Origin of the sequence: Peribacillus simplex (genome assembly GCF_030123325.1) — a bacterium.
GTDB classification, from domain to species: domain Bacteria; phylum Bacillota; class Bacilli; order Bacillales; family DSM-1321; genus Peribacillus; species Peribacillus simplex_D.
Genome location: NZ_CP126106.1, coordinates 5,596,827 through 5,610,146, shown reverse-complemented (window position 1 = coordinate 5,610,146; position 13,320 = coordinate 5,596,827). Strand labels below are relative to the sequence as shown.

Genomic DNA, 13,320 nt, shown 5'->3' with positions numbered 1-13,320 from the left:
TTGATTATTCACCTATACTATAATTAACCTAGAAGTGAACTGAGCTGGGGCACTGAGCTACTTAATTTATAGTTAGAAAAGATGGATTACTTCCAATTCGTTTCAGATGTTTTGGAAAATTTATGAGGTGAATAATTTGTTTGATCGTTTACAAGCAGTAGAAGATAGATATGAAAGATTGAATGAACTATTGAGTGACCCGGAGATCATTAATGATTCTAAGAAGCTAAGGGAATATTCTAAGGAGCAATCCAGCATTCAAGAGACCGCATCGACTTATAAAGAATATAAAGCGGTTCGTGAGCAACTCCAGGAAGCGAAGGCGATGCTGGATGAGAAACTTGATGCGGAAATGCGGGAAATGGTAAAAGAAGAGATCAATGAACTTGATGAAACCATACAAGGCCTTGAGGATAAACTGAAAATATTGCTTATTCCGAAGGACCCTAACGATGATAAAAACGTGATCATGGAAATCCGCGGAGCGGCAGGCGGAGATGAGGCAGCCTTATTTGCAGGTAGTCTATACCGAATGTATAGCCGTTTTGCCGAGGTGCAGGGTTGGCGGACTGAAGTCATTGAAGCAAGTCCTACAGGGCTTGGAGGTTACAAGGAAATCATATTCATGATTAATGGCAATGGTGCTTATTCGAAATTGAAGTTTGAAAATGGAGCGCATCGCGTTCAGCGGGTACCTGAAACTGAATCAGGCGGACGGATTCATACATCTACAGCCACTGTTGCCGTTTTACCTGAAGCTGAGGAAGTGGAAGTTGAAATCCATGATAAGGATATTCGTGTCGATACATTTGCATCAAGCGGCCCTGGAGGTCAAAGTGTCAATACGACAATGTCGGCGGTGCGCTTGACTCATATTCCGACTAATACGGTTGTATCCTGTCAAGATGAAAAATCACAAATCAAGAACAAAGAAAAGGCGATGAAGGTTTTGCGTGCCAGGGTGTACGATAAAATCCATCGCGAAGTACAGGCGGAATATGATCAAAATAGGAAGCTTGCCGTTGGAACGGGCGATCGATCAGAAAGGATTCGCACTTATAACTTCCCGCAAAACCGCGTTACCGACCACCGTATTGGCTTAACAATTCAAAAACTGGATCAAATCATGGAAGGTAAACTGGATGAAGTCGTTGATGCATTAATCATGGAAGACCAATCTTCAAGGCTGGAAAATGCAGATGAGTAACTCTGCCGTGAAGGTGTTTGAAGCCCTTAAATGGGCTTCTTCTTTTTTAAAGGAAAATGATCGTGATGCCAATGCTGGGGAAATCTTGTTACAGCACTTTTTAAAACAAACTCGCTCCCAAATGCTCGCCAACCTTCATGATGACCTTAGTGAAGCGGATTTTGGACAATTTAAGGCCGCTATTGAGCTGCATGCTGAGGGAACACCCATTCAATATATAATCGGCAGCGAAGAATTTTATGGACGGACCTTCTTTGTGAATGAAGAAGTGCTCATACCGAGACCTGAAACAGAAGAATTGATTTATAATGCTTTACGTAAAATCCCGGACATTTTTGTGGAGGGAAAGGAGCTTCGTTTAGCTGATATTGGGACTGGCAGCGGCGCAATCGCCATAACGATGAAACTTGAAAAATCAAACTTGTCGGTGACGGCTACGGACATAGCGGAACCATCGCTTGAGGTGGCGCGGAAAAATGCCGAATCACTTGGTGCCGAAGTGGAGTTCATTCAAGGTGATTTGCTTTTGCCTTTCATAAACATAAACCAGAAGGTGGACGTCCTATTATCGAATCCGCCATATATACCAGATGATGATCATGACTCGATGTCAGTAGTCGTGACAGGTCATGAACCGCATCGTGCATTATTTGCCGGTATCGATGGGCTGGATTTTTACCGCCGCTTTATGGAGCAGTTACCTCAGATCATGAAGGTGCCTGGGCTGATCGGATTTGAAGTGGGCACTGGACAGGGTGAGGCGGTTGCCGATTTATTGAAGCGAACCTTTCCTGCTGCAGAAGTATCCATTATAAATGACATTAATGAAAAAGATCGAATGGTCTTCGCCATATTAAAGTGATCCGTCTTCCTATGTGAGACGGATTTTTTTATGGAAACCACCCTCATTATCCTTTGAAAGCTATATTTCCAGCTATCAATTTTTTTTATTTTTACTAGTTTAAGATAGCTGGAAAATGGTGAGACTAATTCATGTGAGGGGGGCGAAGGCGATGAAAACTAAACATTTAGCCATTATTTATCTATTAATCTTAACTATAGGAACGATCGTAAGTATATATATGCCTAAAGCGGAGATGGTCGGTGCAGAAGCTACGAAGGTGATTCCGGATGAGGCGATTCGTCTGCGGATACTTGCTAATAGTGATGCAGAAAAGGACCAAGCGGTTAAACGTTTGATTAGGGATGAGGTAAATGAAGATATCACAAAGTGGGTCGAGGAACTTACTTCTTTGGATGAGGCGAGGGATGTGATCACCTCGCATCTACCGGATATCCAAGCGACGGCTGAGGCAGTTATAAAGGAACAGGGTTTGGAGCAGTCAGTTAAAGTGGATTTTGGACAAGCGGAATTTCCGACAAAACTCTACGGACAGTATTTATATCCGGCAGGGGATTATGAAGCGGTGATTATCACGCTTGGGGAAGGAGAAGGCGCAAATTGGTGGTGTGTTCTATTTCCCCCATTATGTTTCCTGGATTTTTCAAATGGAACGGCTGTAAGTCAAAGTCCGATTGTCGAGGATGAGGGTGAAGGATCCTTGAGTTCGGGAGGGAAGGCGTATGCTGCAACAAATGAAGAGGGTGAGCCTGTTGCAGAGGAAGAAGTTGAAGATGAAGTGCCGGTTGAAAAGCAAAATGGGCCCGAGGAAGTAGTTAAAGAAGCGGGAGTCGAGGAGAGCGTAAAAGAAGTACCGGAAGAAACGGTAAAAGAAGAGGTTACAGAGCCGGAAGTAAAGGAAGAAGTGAAAGAAGTGAAAGACAAGGAACAAGTGACGGAGGAAGTCGTTGGTGGGAATGTTGAAGAAGATCAGGTTGAACTTGCGGCATCCAATAAACAAGGTCAACAATTATATGAAGGGGAAAAGGAACCTGAGGTGGAAGTGAAGTCTCTATTTGCAGAAATCTTCAATGAGCTATTTTAAAAAGGGGGCAGATGCCCCCTTTTTTAAAAATCAGATAATTTTGTAAACATATCCACAGGGTTATTAACAAAAAATCAAAAAAGTCTGTCATTAATCATTAATATCCACAAACTTATCCACGGATTCGATGTGGTTATCCCCAATTTGTGGATAAAGCTTGAATTATGTGAATACTTCTTTTATACTTTCAAAGTATCTTCAAGTGAATTTATTACAATAATTTGAGAATATCCTTCATATAAAAGCAATTATATAAAATAAGAAACGTTAAAAAGGCGATGGTGTTCAAGATGAAAACGAAAATTTGGTCAGTGGATAAAAATGTGGATAATTTACAAAGTTATCCCCAGATTACACAATCAGCTGAATTATTAAGGGCAAATCAAGTGGTGGCTTTTCCTACAGAGACCGTTTATGGACTGGGGGCGAATGCCAAAAACGACGAGGCAGTCAAAAAAGTGTTTGAAGCGAAGGGGCGTCCGAGTGATAACCCTTTAATCGTTCACATAGCCTCCGATGACCAGTTGTCAGGTATTGTAGAAGAGATTCCGGAACAGGCCAGGAAGCTAATGGCAGAATTTTGGCCGGGTCCTTTGACTTTGATCATGAAACGAAAACCGGGCCAGCTATCAAACCTTGTGACAGCTGGATTGGACACGGTGGCTGTCAGGATGCCGGATCATCAGGTTGCCCTAGGTCTTATTCGTGCAAGTGATTTGCCCATTGCGGCTCCAAGTGCAAATACTTCTGGGAAACCAAGCCCCACTTCAGCAAAACATGTCGAAGATGACTTGAAGGGCCGGATTGCAGGCATAGTCGATGGCGGGACTACGGGTGTGGGCGTTGAATCCACAGTACTTGATTGCACTGTGGAAGTACCTGTTATTTTAAGACCTGGCGGGGTGACCCTGGAACAGCTGGAAGCGGTAATAGGTGAAGTCAGGCAAGATGTCGCATTGAAGAATCAGGAAGCGGCGCCAAAAGCCCCGGGCATGAAGTATACCCACTATGCTCCGAAGGCCCCTCTATATTTAGTCAAGGGTAATCAAACTTTCCTTCAGAAGCTTGTGGATGAAAAAAGAACGGACGGGTTAAAGGTGGGCATCATAACGGCTTATGAACATCAACAGGATTATAAGGCGGATTATGTGGTTGTCCCAGGTTCATTAGCGGATTTACATACTGTTGCGACAGGCTTATATGATGCTTTAAGACAGTTTGACGAGCTGGAGGTCGATGTCATTTTTAGTGAAATGTTTCCTGACCATGGAATAGGAGCTGCGGTCATGAATCGGCTTGAGAAGGCTGCAGGTCATCATATCATCAACGAACATGTGTAATAAGGACTGATTTATCCTTCTATTTCTTTTCGGACATGCATAACATGTAGTAGGCACGTCCGAGGGGGATTTGAATGAATACATTTGCTGGAGAAATCATCACCTTATTGCTGATGGCATTCGCGTTGGGAATGGATGCCTTTTCAGTTGGCCTTGGAATGGGAATGTTTAAGCTAAGGTTGAGGCAAATACTTTTTATAGGGCTGACAGTAGGCATTTTTCATATTTGGATGCCCTTGCTTGGAATGGGGGCGGGCCGATTCATTTCAGAAAAATTCGGGACCTTTGCTACATATGCTGGCGGTCTATTGTTGATCATACTTGGTATACAGATGTTTATCCCTGGTAAAAAGGATGGAGCTGGTGCCAGGGAAAATAAGATGCTGGCTCCTGTCGGGAAAGGTCTATTCATTTTTGCCTTAGGGGTAAGCCTGGATAGTTTCTCGGTAGGATTGACACTGGGAATTTACGGTGCAAAAACGATTTTAACCGTTCTTTGTTTTGGGTTTGCTGCCACTCTATTAACGTGGGCTGGGCTTTTACTGGGCAGAAAAATGCAGGGCTTGCTTGGCGTGTATAGTGAGATTCTCGGCGGAAGCATCCTGTGTGCGTTTGGGTTGAAATTATTACTCTCTTTTTGATCCGCTTGAATTCATATCGTTCCTTCCTCAACTGTTCCGATTACTGGGACGGTTTTTATTTTTCTTCGGACATAATGAGGGTGATTTTTTTGACTATAATAAACGGGCGATAGCTTATAATGAATAAAAAAGGAGGCGTTAAAAATGATCCGAGTATTATTTGTATGTACAGGAAACACATGCAGAAGCCCGATGGCAGAAGCGATATTGAAAAATAAGAATATTGCGGGTGTTGAAGTGAAGTCCGCAGGCGTGTATGCTTCATCAGGTCAGGATGCTTCGATGCATGCTAAAAATGTATTGGTTGAAAATGACATAGTGCATAATCATCATTCAACGCCCTTATCCAAGGAGGAAATGGAATGGGCGACTCATATTTTCACCATGACGGAAGGGCATAAATCGGTCATTACCCGTGCATACCCCCAAATGATCGATAAGACTTTTACTTTAAAAGAATTCATTATTGGGGATAAATATGATAGAGACATAATAGATCCGTTTGGCGGTTCTGAAGGCATTTACCGGGAAACGTTCAGGGAGCTGCAGGAATTAATAGAAGAATTAGTCAAAATGCTTAAAAAATAAACGGGGTACATAATGTGGTCGCTGCAGTAAAAGATATTACTAAGCTTGTTGACCGTCAATGCAAAGTGTAAGACCAAGGCAGTCCCAAGAAGTGGCTGCCATTGCAGAATGAGCATCTGCTGGAGCGGAAGTGACGGTTACGTCAAGCGAACAAGCGCTAATCATGGAAAGTGCCGAAAATCGGCAATGGAACTTTAAGTGCAAGCGGTTAGGGTTAACAGGACCATTACCCGCTTTCACACTTGACATTTTACTGCAGGAAGCCCAAGTTGGTTTCCTGCTTTTTTGCGGGGAAAAAGGATGGACATCCTTTATCTTTTCATAATTTTGTGACACAATAAAATCAAATGAAAAAGCTAGAGGAGGATTATGATGAAAGTTGCGATTGCTTCGGATCATGGTGGTATACATATCCGTGAAGAAATAAAGAATTTATTGAATGAGTTACAGATTCCATTTGAGGACTTTGGCTGTGAATGCAGTACGTCGGTGGATTATCCTGATTATGCCTTGCCGGTTGCTGAAAAAGTGGCGCGGGGTGAGTTCGATCGGGGCATTTTAATCTGTGGAACTGGAATTGGAATGAGCATTGCTGCCAATAAAGTCAAAGGAATACGATGTGCATTGGTTCATGATGTCTATAGTGCGAAATTGACTCGCCAGCATAATGATACCAATATGTTAGCGATGGGGGAACGTGTCATTGGCCCGGGTCTGGCCAGGGAAATTGCACAAACATGGCTGACTTCGGAATTTGAAGGCGGGCGTCATCAAAACAGGATCGGTAAGATTGCGGAGTATGAAGGTAAGCATAGCTAATTCTTATGGTTTTATGGAGAGAACCCTTTTCTTCCGATAGCGAGTTTTCTTATTGAAAGGATGCGTTTTCATGACAAGTGATGTTACATTTTCAAATGAGCTTGAGATTTGGGAAAACCAGTTTCGGGAACTTTTGCATGAGTTTCAAGAACAGACAGCTTTAAAAGAGAAACAGCTACTGGTGATCGGCTGCAGTACAAGTGAAGTGATTGGGAAAAGGATCGGTACTGAAGGGACGCTCGATGTCGCAGGGATGATTTTTTCCGTAGTCAGGGATTTTCAAGGGAAAACGGGTGTTCAAGTTGCATATCAATGTTGTGAGCATCTAAACAGGGCCTTGGTTTTACAAAGGGAAACCGCGGTTCGATATGATTATGAAGAAGTTTCGGTTGTACCTGTAAGAACAGCTGGGGGATCGATGGCGACGTTTGCCTATCAGCAATGGAAAGATGCTGTCGTCGTCGAGCATATTAAAGCGGATGCGGGGATTGACATTGGGGATACCTTCATTGGCATGCATCTGAAGCATGTGGCGGTTCCGATTCGCTCTGCCATTAAAGAAATAGGACATGCACATGTGACCATGGCAAAAACACGTCCGAAATTGATTGGCGGGGAGCGGGCCGTTTATCAGGACATTTCTGATAACAAGAGTTGTACTTAATGGGTAAGTGGGACAGCATTTCTCGGATGGGGAATGCTGTTTTTTAATGGAATGCAAGCGAAATCGTAAAGCCCAAGATAAGGTTCACAAAAAAACATTACTTTATAGTGCTGATAGAATGGTGATTTTGCTTATGGAATATAGGGTTAAAGAGCTATTTAGCAGAATTTAGATGTTAAATACGAACGTTTATAAATAAAAAAACATTTAACGTTCGATAAAATTAGACTATCACTTCTAAATTAGACATGTTAAAATGGAGTAGAATTTTCTAATAACTATTGGTAAGGCTTTTTCATGCTTTTTTGAAGGCATGTTGCACATAAATACTAAAAAGCGAATCACGCACAATTTGAGGAGGAATTACGGAATGAATCGTTTAGCAAAGCAAGATGAGCAAGTGTTTAACGCAATTCAACTGGAATTAGGGCGTCAAAGAAGTAAAATTGAGCTTATTGCTTCTGAAAACTTCGTGAGTGAAGCTGTCATGGAAGCACAAGGATCTGTCTTGACTAATAAGTATGCAGAAGGATACCCTGGAAAACGTTACTATGGCGGATGTGAGTATGTAGACATCGTTGAAGATCTAGCGCGTGAGCGTGCGAAAGAAATTTTCGGAGGGGAGTATGTGAACGTACAGCCCCACTCTGGAGCTCAAGCCAACATGGCCGTTTACTTTACTGTTCTTCAAACTGGAGACACAGTGCTTGGGATGAACCTTTCGCATGGAGGTCACTTAACACATGGAAGTCCAGTTAACTTCAGTGGTGTTAACTACAATTTTGTTGAATATGGTGTAGACGAAAAAGATCACCGTATAGATTACAATGATGTATTGGAAAAAGCGCGTCAGCACAAACCGAAATTGATCGTTGCGGGTGCAAGTGCATATCCACGGGAAATTGACTTCAAGCGATTCCGTGAAATTGCAGATGAAGTCGGGGCTTATTTAATGGTCGATATGGCGCATATTGCAGGTTTAGTTGCGGCTGGATTACATCAAAGCCCGATTCCTTATGCTGACTTTGTAACGACAACCACTCATAAAACACTTCGCGGACCACGCGGAGGGATGATCATCTGTAAAGAAGAATTCGGTAAGAAGATCGATAAATCCATCTTCCCTGGAATTCAAGGCGGTCCGTTAATGCATGTTATATCCGCTAAGGCTGTTGCATTCGGCGAAGCGCTTCAAGATGAATTTAAAGTATATGCACAACAAATCATCGATAATGCTAAACGTTTGGGCGAAGGTTTGAAGAAAGAAGGATTCACCCTTGTTTCTGATGGAACGGACAATCACTTGATTCTTCTTGATGTGCGTTCTACTGGATTAACGGGAAAAATCGCAGAACATGTTTTGGATGAAATCGGTATTACCGTGAACAAAAATGCGATTCCTTATGACCCGGAAAAACCATTCGTTACCAGCGGTATACGCATTGGGACTGCGGCGGTGACATCACGTGGCTTCGGATTGGAAGACATGGATGAAATAGCGGCAATCATCGGACTTGTTTTGAAAAATAATGAAGACGCTGCTAAACTTGAAGAAGCAAAACAGCGTGTTGAATCATTAGCGAACAAATTTGAATTATATCCTTCATTGTAATATCGTAGCCGCTCCCTTTAAAGGGAGCGGTTTTTTTGTATCTTATGGAAGGCCGGTGTTAGAAGAATCCGAATAGTGAAAATAGGTCTGACATCTAAACCTTTATTGAAGATTGAAACATTTTTCTGTAAAATAGGTTGAAGTGAATTTTAAAAGACACGAAAATTTTTCTATTCGATTAGGGAAATCATAAAAAAGCGCAAAACTAAGCAATGGAATTGGAGAGATGCTAAATGGGAAAAGTTTATGTTTTCGATCACCCGTTAATTCAACACAAATTAGCCTATATACGTGATATAAATACAGGAACAAAAGAATTCCGTGAACTAGTGGATGAAGTTGCATCATTGATGGCATTTGAAATCACGAGGGATATGCCGCTGGAAGAGGTGGAAATCCAAACGCCTGTTAGCACAGCGAAAGTGAAAATGCTTTCTGGTAAAAAAGTGGGTATCGTCCCGATTTTACGTGCAGGCATAGGGATGGTGGACGGGATCATTAAGCTGATTCCTGCTGCAAAGGTCGGACATGTTGGACTTTACCGTGATCCTGAGACATTGAAACCGGTTGAGTATTATGCGAAAATGCCTAGCGATTTGGCAGAAAGGGAATGCATTGTCGTTGACCCGATGTTAGCCACTGGCGGATCAGCCATCGAAGCGATCCATTCCATTAAAAAGCGCGGTGCAGTCAATATTAAATTCATGTGTTTGATTGCAGCTCCAGAGGGTGTGGAAGCATTAAAAGAAGCCCATCCTGATGTTGATATTTATATTGCGGGTCTTGACGAAAAACTGAATGAACACGGGTATATCGTTCCAGGTCTTGGAGACGCAGGAGATCGTTTATTCGGCACAAAATAAGGAAAGAAACTGAGGTGTCACGAATGAATAAACCGATAAAAGTCATGACCATTTTCGGGACGAGACCAGAAGCTGTCAAAATGGCTCCCTTAGTACTCGAATTTCAAAAACACCCAGAATATTTCAAGCCGATCGTTGCTGTTACGGCTCAGCATCGGCAAATGTTAGATCAAGTTCTCGAACTATTTTCCATACAGCCGGACTATGACTTGGACATAATGAAGGAAAGGCAAACGCTTGCTGACATTACAACAAGAGCATTAAATGGCCTTGATTCAGTAATGAAGGAAGCTAAACCTGATATTGTTCTTGTACACGGTGATACAACCACAACGTTCGTCGCAAGTCTGGCAGCTTTTTATAATCAAATTGTCATTGGGCATGTTGAAGCGGGGCTGCGTACATGGAATAAGTATTCCCCTTATCCGGAAGAGATGAATCGGCAGCTTACAGGTACCATGGCAGATTTGCATTTTGCGCCGACTTCGAAAGCGGAGGAGAATCTTCTGAACGAAAACAAGAAGGATAATATCTTCGTGACGGGAAATACGGCAACCGATGCTTTAAAAACTACTGTACGTTCCACGTATTACCATCCGGTTTTAAATGGACTTGGAGAAGACAGGCTCATTTTGCTTACAGCCCATCGCAGGGAAAACCTTGGCGAACCCATGAGGAATATCTTCAGGGCCGTAAAGAAAATCATTGCTGAGCATGATGACGTTCAAGTGGTATATCCTGTCCATTTGAATCCGCTTGTTCAGGAATTGGCAAACGAAATTCTCGGGGGCGATCCGCGGGTTCATTTGATCGAACCGCTGGATGTATTGGATTTCCATAACTTCGCTTCACGAGCCTATCTGATTTTGACTGATTCTGGAGGAATCCAGGAAGAGGCACCTTCACTCGGTGTACCTGTCCTGGTTTTAAGGGATACGACCGAACGTCCTGAGGGGATTGCTGCTGGAACCTTAAGGTTGGCGGGTACTGATGAACAAAACATATATAATTTGGCACATGAATTGCTCACCGATCAAGAGGTGCACGAAACAATGTCCAAAGCTTCAAATCCATATGGGGATGGAAATGCTTCGGTCCGCATCGCTGAAGCCATCCGTTACTATTTTAAGCAAGCAGACATGCCACCAACTAGATTTGACTCATAAAAAAGGAAAAGCCATGCGCTTTTCCTTTTTTTATTTGCATACTCCAAGGTTGTTGAGAAAAGATAACTGCTAAGGGGATGATTATGTTGGGAAAGAAAACGTTCATAGTGTTTGTTTTCCTTTTTATATTTATTTATCAAAATGAAAAGGGAGTGGCATCGGTCATTCTGCCGCCTTTACCAAAACTATCTGAATCTAAGGAAGTAACGGTTGTTGTCACGATGGATAAGGTGTTTCAACGAAAAAAAATCGAAAAACTGCTTGAAAAATATCCATCCCTTCAATTACGAAATGTTTATTCAGTTGCCCTGAATGGATTTTCCGTTCATGGGAAAATAAATGAGATAGTTCAACTTAAAAAGGAGGATGAAATTCAGGCTGTAACGGAAGTATCCGTTTATCAAGCAGTGTTGGATAAAAGTGTCCCATACATAGGAGGAGGCAGGGTCAGGGGTTTCTTTGATAAGGAGAATCACCGGATCACCGGGAAAGGGGTAAAAGTAGGAATCATAGATACTGGCATCGATTATACACATCCAGATTTGCAACGTGCTTATAAAGGAGGGAAGGATCTGGTTGATGGTGATGAAGATCCGATGGAAACCAAAAATCAAGGCGACCTGGATACATTACATGGGACTCATGTGGCAGGCATCATTGCAGCCAATGGAAAAATGAAAGGCGTCGCACCAGAAGCGGAGATATATGCATATCGAGCTTTGGGACCAGGTGGTGCAGGAGATACAGACCAAGTCTTGATGGCTATTGAGTCAGCAATGAAGGATAAGGTGGATGTATTGAACCTCTCTCTTGGCAATAACGTCAATGGCCCTGATTTACCTATCTCCCTTGCATTGAATAAGGCTGTGGAAAGCGGCATCGTTGCCGTGACATCAAACGGGAATTCCGGTCCGGCTGTATGGACCGTAGGCTCACCCGGAACAGCGGAAAAAGCGATTTCCGTTGGGGCATCGACTCCTCCCTTAAGGATTCCGTATATGATTTACGGACTTGGATCGAAAAAGCATCAATCGCATTTAACCTTGTTTCAAGGCTCAAAAAAATGGAACCTGACGTTTTCCGAGGATGTCATATATGGGGGGTTGGGTAATGAAAAGGACCTGAAACATGTTCGGGATAAGATTGTGTTGATGGAACGTGGCACACTTACCTTCCAGCAGAAAGTATCCAATGCAGAGAAGGCAGGTGCAAAGGGGGTAATTGTTTATAATAATACGAGCGGGACCTTTACTGGAAGCTTGGAAAAAGAAATGAACATCCCAGCTGCTTCTATTAATAGAAGAGATGGATTGCAGCTAAAGCGAATCGTGGAGCAAGGGCAGAGCAAAACCGTTCAATTTGTTTATAAGAACGAGCAGGATAAGCTCGCAGATTTTAGCTCCAGGGGACCGGTAACCGTATCATGGGGAATAAAGCCTGACGTATTGGCACCGGGAGTGGAAATTGAAAGTACCATCCCTAAAGGATATATGTCCCTGGATGGAACAAGTATGTCCGCACCGCATGTTGCAGGAGCATGCGCATTAATCCTGCAAAAACACCCCGAATGGAATCCGGAGCAAGTGAAATCTGCATTGATGAGCACTTCCAAACCATTGAGGAAATCTGCAAATCAATTGTATCACACATATGAACAGGGGGCTGGACGCATCCAGGTCGACGAAGCATTAAAAGCGGACACGCTCTTGAGTCCAAGCTCGTTGTCCTTTGGGATGTATACGAAAAAAGAAGGAATTGAAGAGCATCATGAAACAATAATCATAGAAAATACCGGAACGGAAATGAGGAAGTACTCCTTCATGGTCCCATTGAAAGAGACGGGACTTACTTGGGAATTGCCCAAATCCCTTACTCTGAATCCGAAGGAAAAGAAACGGATAAAAGTGGGGCTGCAGGTCAACCCAGCCAAGCTTAAAAAAGGAGTCTTTGATGGATACCTCATTATCATGGAAGGAACCAAAAGAATATCCCTTCCTTATTTATATGTGAAAGAAGAGCCTGATTACCCAAGGATAATGGGATTTGATTTTGGCCAAGGGGACCAGAAAGGAACTTATCGATACGAAATGTACCTTCCGCGCGGGGCTGAAGAATTCGGTATTGCCCTTTATGAGGAAGATAGCTTGAAATTCGCTGGATATTTGGATTGGTCCAGATCGGCACCTTCCGGTTTGATCAAAAAAGATGTATTGAAAAAGAACTTGCCGCCGAAAGGGCTGTATAAAGCGATAATCTTTGCGAGAAAGGGTGGAAGGGAAGATCGGATAGAAAAGACGTTACTTATTGAGTGAATAGAGGATAATAAGTAAAATAAAATGGATGTCAATAGTATAAAAAAGATAATTTGTGAACAATTCGTTAATAATTACAAACCTGTGACAAATTTCACTAACCACTCATTGACATTGATTCTTGCCTATTGTATGCTAACTAAGGATGTAAAATGAGAGGGG

At 42.7% G+C, this 13,320-nt stretch carries 13 protein-coding genes; 12 read left to right on the top strand and 1 reads right to left on the bottom strand.

Features of this window, described 5'->3' with window-relative positions:
• Positions 1-136 precede the first annotated feature (136 nt).
• The 6 genes from prfA (at position 137) to QNH43_RS26725 (ending at position 5,722) form a co-directional block, all read left to right on the top strand.
• Complete coding sequence (gene prfA / locus QNH43_RS26750) at positions 137-1,207, top strand: peptide chain release factor 1 (protein WP_076368363.1); 1,071 nt, start codon at positions 137-139, stop codon at positions 1,205-1,207.
• A 7-nt stretch (positions 1,208-1,214) separates the two neighbouring features.
• Complete coding sequence (gene prmC, locus QNH43_RS26745) at positions 1,215-2,069, top strand: peptide chain release factor N(5)-glutamine methyltransferase (protein ID WP_283916346.1); 855 nt, start codon at positions 1,215-1,217, stop codon at positions 2,067-2,069.
• Between the two features lie 151 nt (positions 2,070-2,220).
• Positions 2,221-3,153 (top strand): stage II sporulation protein R, encoded by a 933-nt coding sequence (gene spoIIR / locus QNH43_RS26740; RefSeq protein WP_283916345.1) that lies wholly within the window; start codon positions 2,221-2,223, stop codon positions 3,151-3,153.
• Positions 3,154-3,443: 290 nt separating this feature from the next.
• Positions 3,444-4,493: an L-threonylcarbamoyladenylate synthase gene (locus tag QNH43_RS26735; protein ID WP_283916344.1), complete on the top strand. Its 1,050-nt coding sequence runs from the start codon at positions 3,444-3,446 to the stop codon at positions 4,491-4,493.
• Between the two features lie 74 nt (positions 4,494-4,567).
• Positions 4,568-5,134 carry a manganese efflux pump MntP gene (locus QNH43_RS26730; protein ID WP_283916343.1) on the top strand — a complete coding sequence of 189 codons (567 nt, stop codon included), beginning with the start codon at positions 4,568-4,570 and terminating at the stop codon, positions 5,132-5,134.
• Positions 5,135-5,278: 144 nt separating this feature from the next.
• Positions 5,279-5,722 carry a low molecular weight protein arginine phosphatase gene (locus QNH43_RS26725; RefSeq protein WP_076368359.1) on the top strand — a complete coding sequence of 148 codons (444 nt, stop codon included), beginning with the start codon at positions 5,279-5,281 and terminating at the stop codon, positions 5,720-5,722.
• A gap of 39 nt (positions 5,723-5,761) precedes the next feature.
• Here QNH43_RS26725 and QNH43_RS26720 read toward each other — a convergent pair whose 3' ends face one another.
• The gene (locus QNH43_RS26720; RefSeq protein ID WP_283916342.1) at positions 5,762-6,058 is read right to left on the bottom strand and encodes a hypothetical protein; all 297 of its coding nucleotides are present in this window, start codon (positions 6,056-6,058) and stop codon (positions 5,762-5,764) included.
• 36 nt (positions 6,059-6,094) lie between these two features.
• Between QNH43_RS26720 and rpiB the strand changes: the two genes are divergently transcribed.
• From rpiB to QNH43_RS26690, 6 genes are all read left to right on the top strand, one after another.
• On the top strand, positions 6,095-6,541 hold the full coding sequence (gene rpiB, locus QNH43_RS26715; RefSeq protein ID WP_034315832.1) for a ribose 5-phosphate isomerase B: 447 nt from the start codon (positions 6,095-6,097) through the stop codon (positions 6,539-6,541).
• A gap of 70 nt (positions 6,542-6,611) precedes the next feature.
• Positions 6,612-7,205: a TIGR01440 family protein gene (locus QNH43_RS26710; protein WP_283916341.1), complete on the top strand. Its 594-nt coding sequence runs from the start codon at positions 6,612-6,614 to the stop codon at positions 7,203-7,205.
• A gap of 370 nt (positions 7,206-7,575) precedes the next feature.
• Positions 7,576-8,817 (top strand): serine hydroxymethyltransferase, encoded by a 1,242-nt coding sequence (glyA, locus tag QNH43_RS26705; RefSeq protein ID WP_144527450.1) that lies wholly within the window; start codon positions 7,576-7,578, stop codon positions 8,815-8,817.
• A gap of 233 nt (positions 8,818-9,050) precedes the next feature.
• The gene (gene upp, locus QNH43_RS26700) at positions 9,051-9,680 is read left to right on the top strand and encodes a uracil phosphoribosyltransferase (protein WP_034315825.1); all 630 of its coding nucleotides are present in this window, start codon (positions 9,051-9,053) and stop codon (positions 9,678-9,680) included.
• Between the two features lie 23 nt (positions 9,681-9,703).
• Positions 9,704-10,846: a non-hydrolyzing UDP-N-acetylglucosamine 2-epimerase gene (wecB, locus tag QNH43_RS26695; RefSeq protein WP_283916340.1), complete on the top strand. Its 1,143-nt coding sequence runs from the start codon at positions 9,704-9,706 to the stop codon at positions 10,844-10,846.
• 86 nt (positions 10,847-10,932) lie between these two features.
• Positions 10,933-13,158, top strand: a complete 2,226-nt coding sequence (locus QNH43_RS26690; protein WP_283916339.1) for a S8 family serine peptidase — start codon at positions 10,933-10,935, stop codon at positions 13,156-13,158.
• Positions 13,159-13,320: the final 162 nt, after the last annotated feature.

Excerpts from the sequence above, each read along its gene's own strand:
- upp (WP_034315825.1), top strand. The coding sequence starts at position 9,051 with ATGGGAAAAGTTTATGTTTTCGATCACCCGTTAATTCAACACAAATTA.
- rpiB (WP_034315832.1), top strand. The coding sequence starts at position 6,095 with ATGAAAGTTGCGATTGCTTCGGATCATGGTGGTATACATATCCGTGAA.
- QNH43_RS26725 (WP_076368359.1), top strand. The coding sequence starts at position 5,279 with ATGATCCGAGTATTATTTGTATGTACAGGAAACACATGCAGAAGCCCG.
- QNH43_RS26710 (WP_283916341.1), top strand. The coding sequence starts at position 6,612 with ATGACAAGTGATGTTACATTTTCAAATGAGCTTGAGATTTGGGAAAAC.
- glyA (WP_144527450.1), top strand. The coding sequence starts at position 7,576 with ATGAATCGTTTAGCAAAGCAAGATGAGCAAGTGTTTAACGCAATTCAA.
- QNH43_RS26735 (WP_283916344.1), top strand. The coding sequence starts at position 3,444 with ATGAAAACGAAAATTTGGTCAGTGGATAAAAATGTGGATAATTTACAA.
- QNH43_RS26730 (WP_283916343.1), top strand. The coding sequence starts at position 4,568 with ATGAATACATTTGCTGGAGAAATCATCACCTTATTGCTGATGGCATTC.
- wecB (WP_283916340.1), top strand. The coding sequence starts at position 9,704 with ATGAATAAACCGATAAAAGTCATGACCATTTTCGGGACGAGACCAGAA.
- spoIIR (WP_283916345.1), top strand. The coding sequence starts at position 2,221 with ATGAAAACTAAACATTTAGCCATTATTTATCTATTAATCTTAACTATA.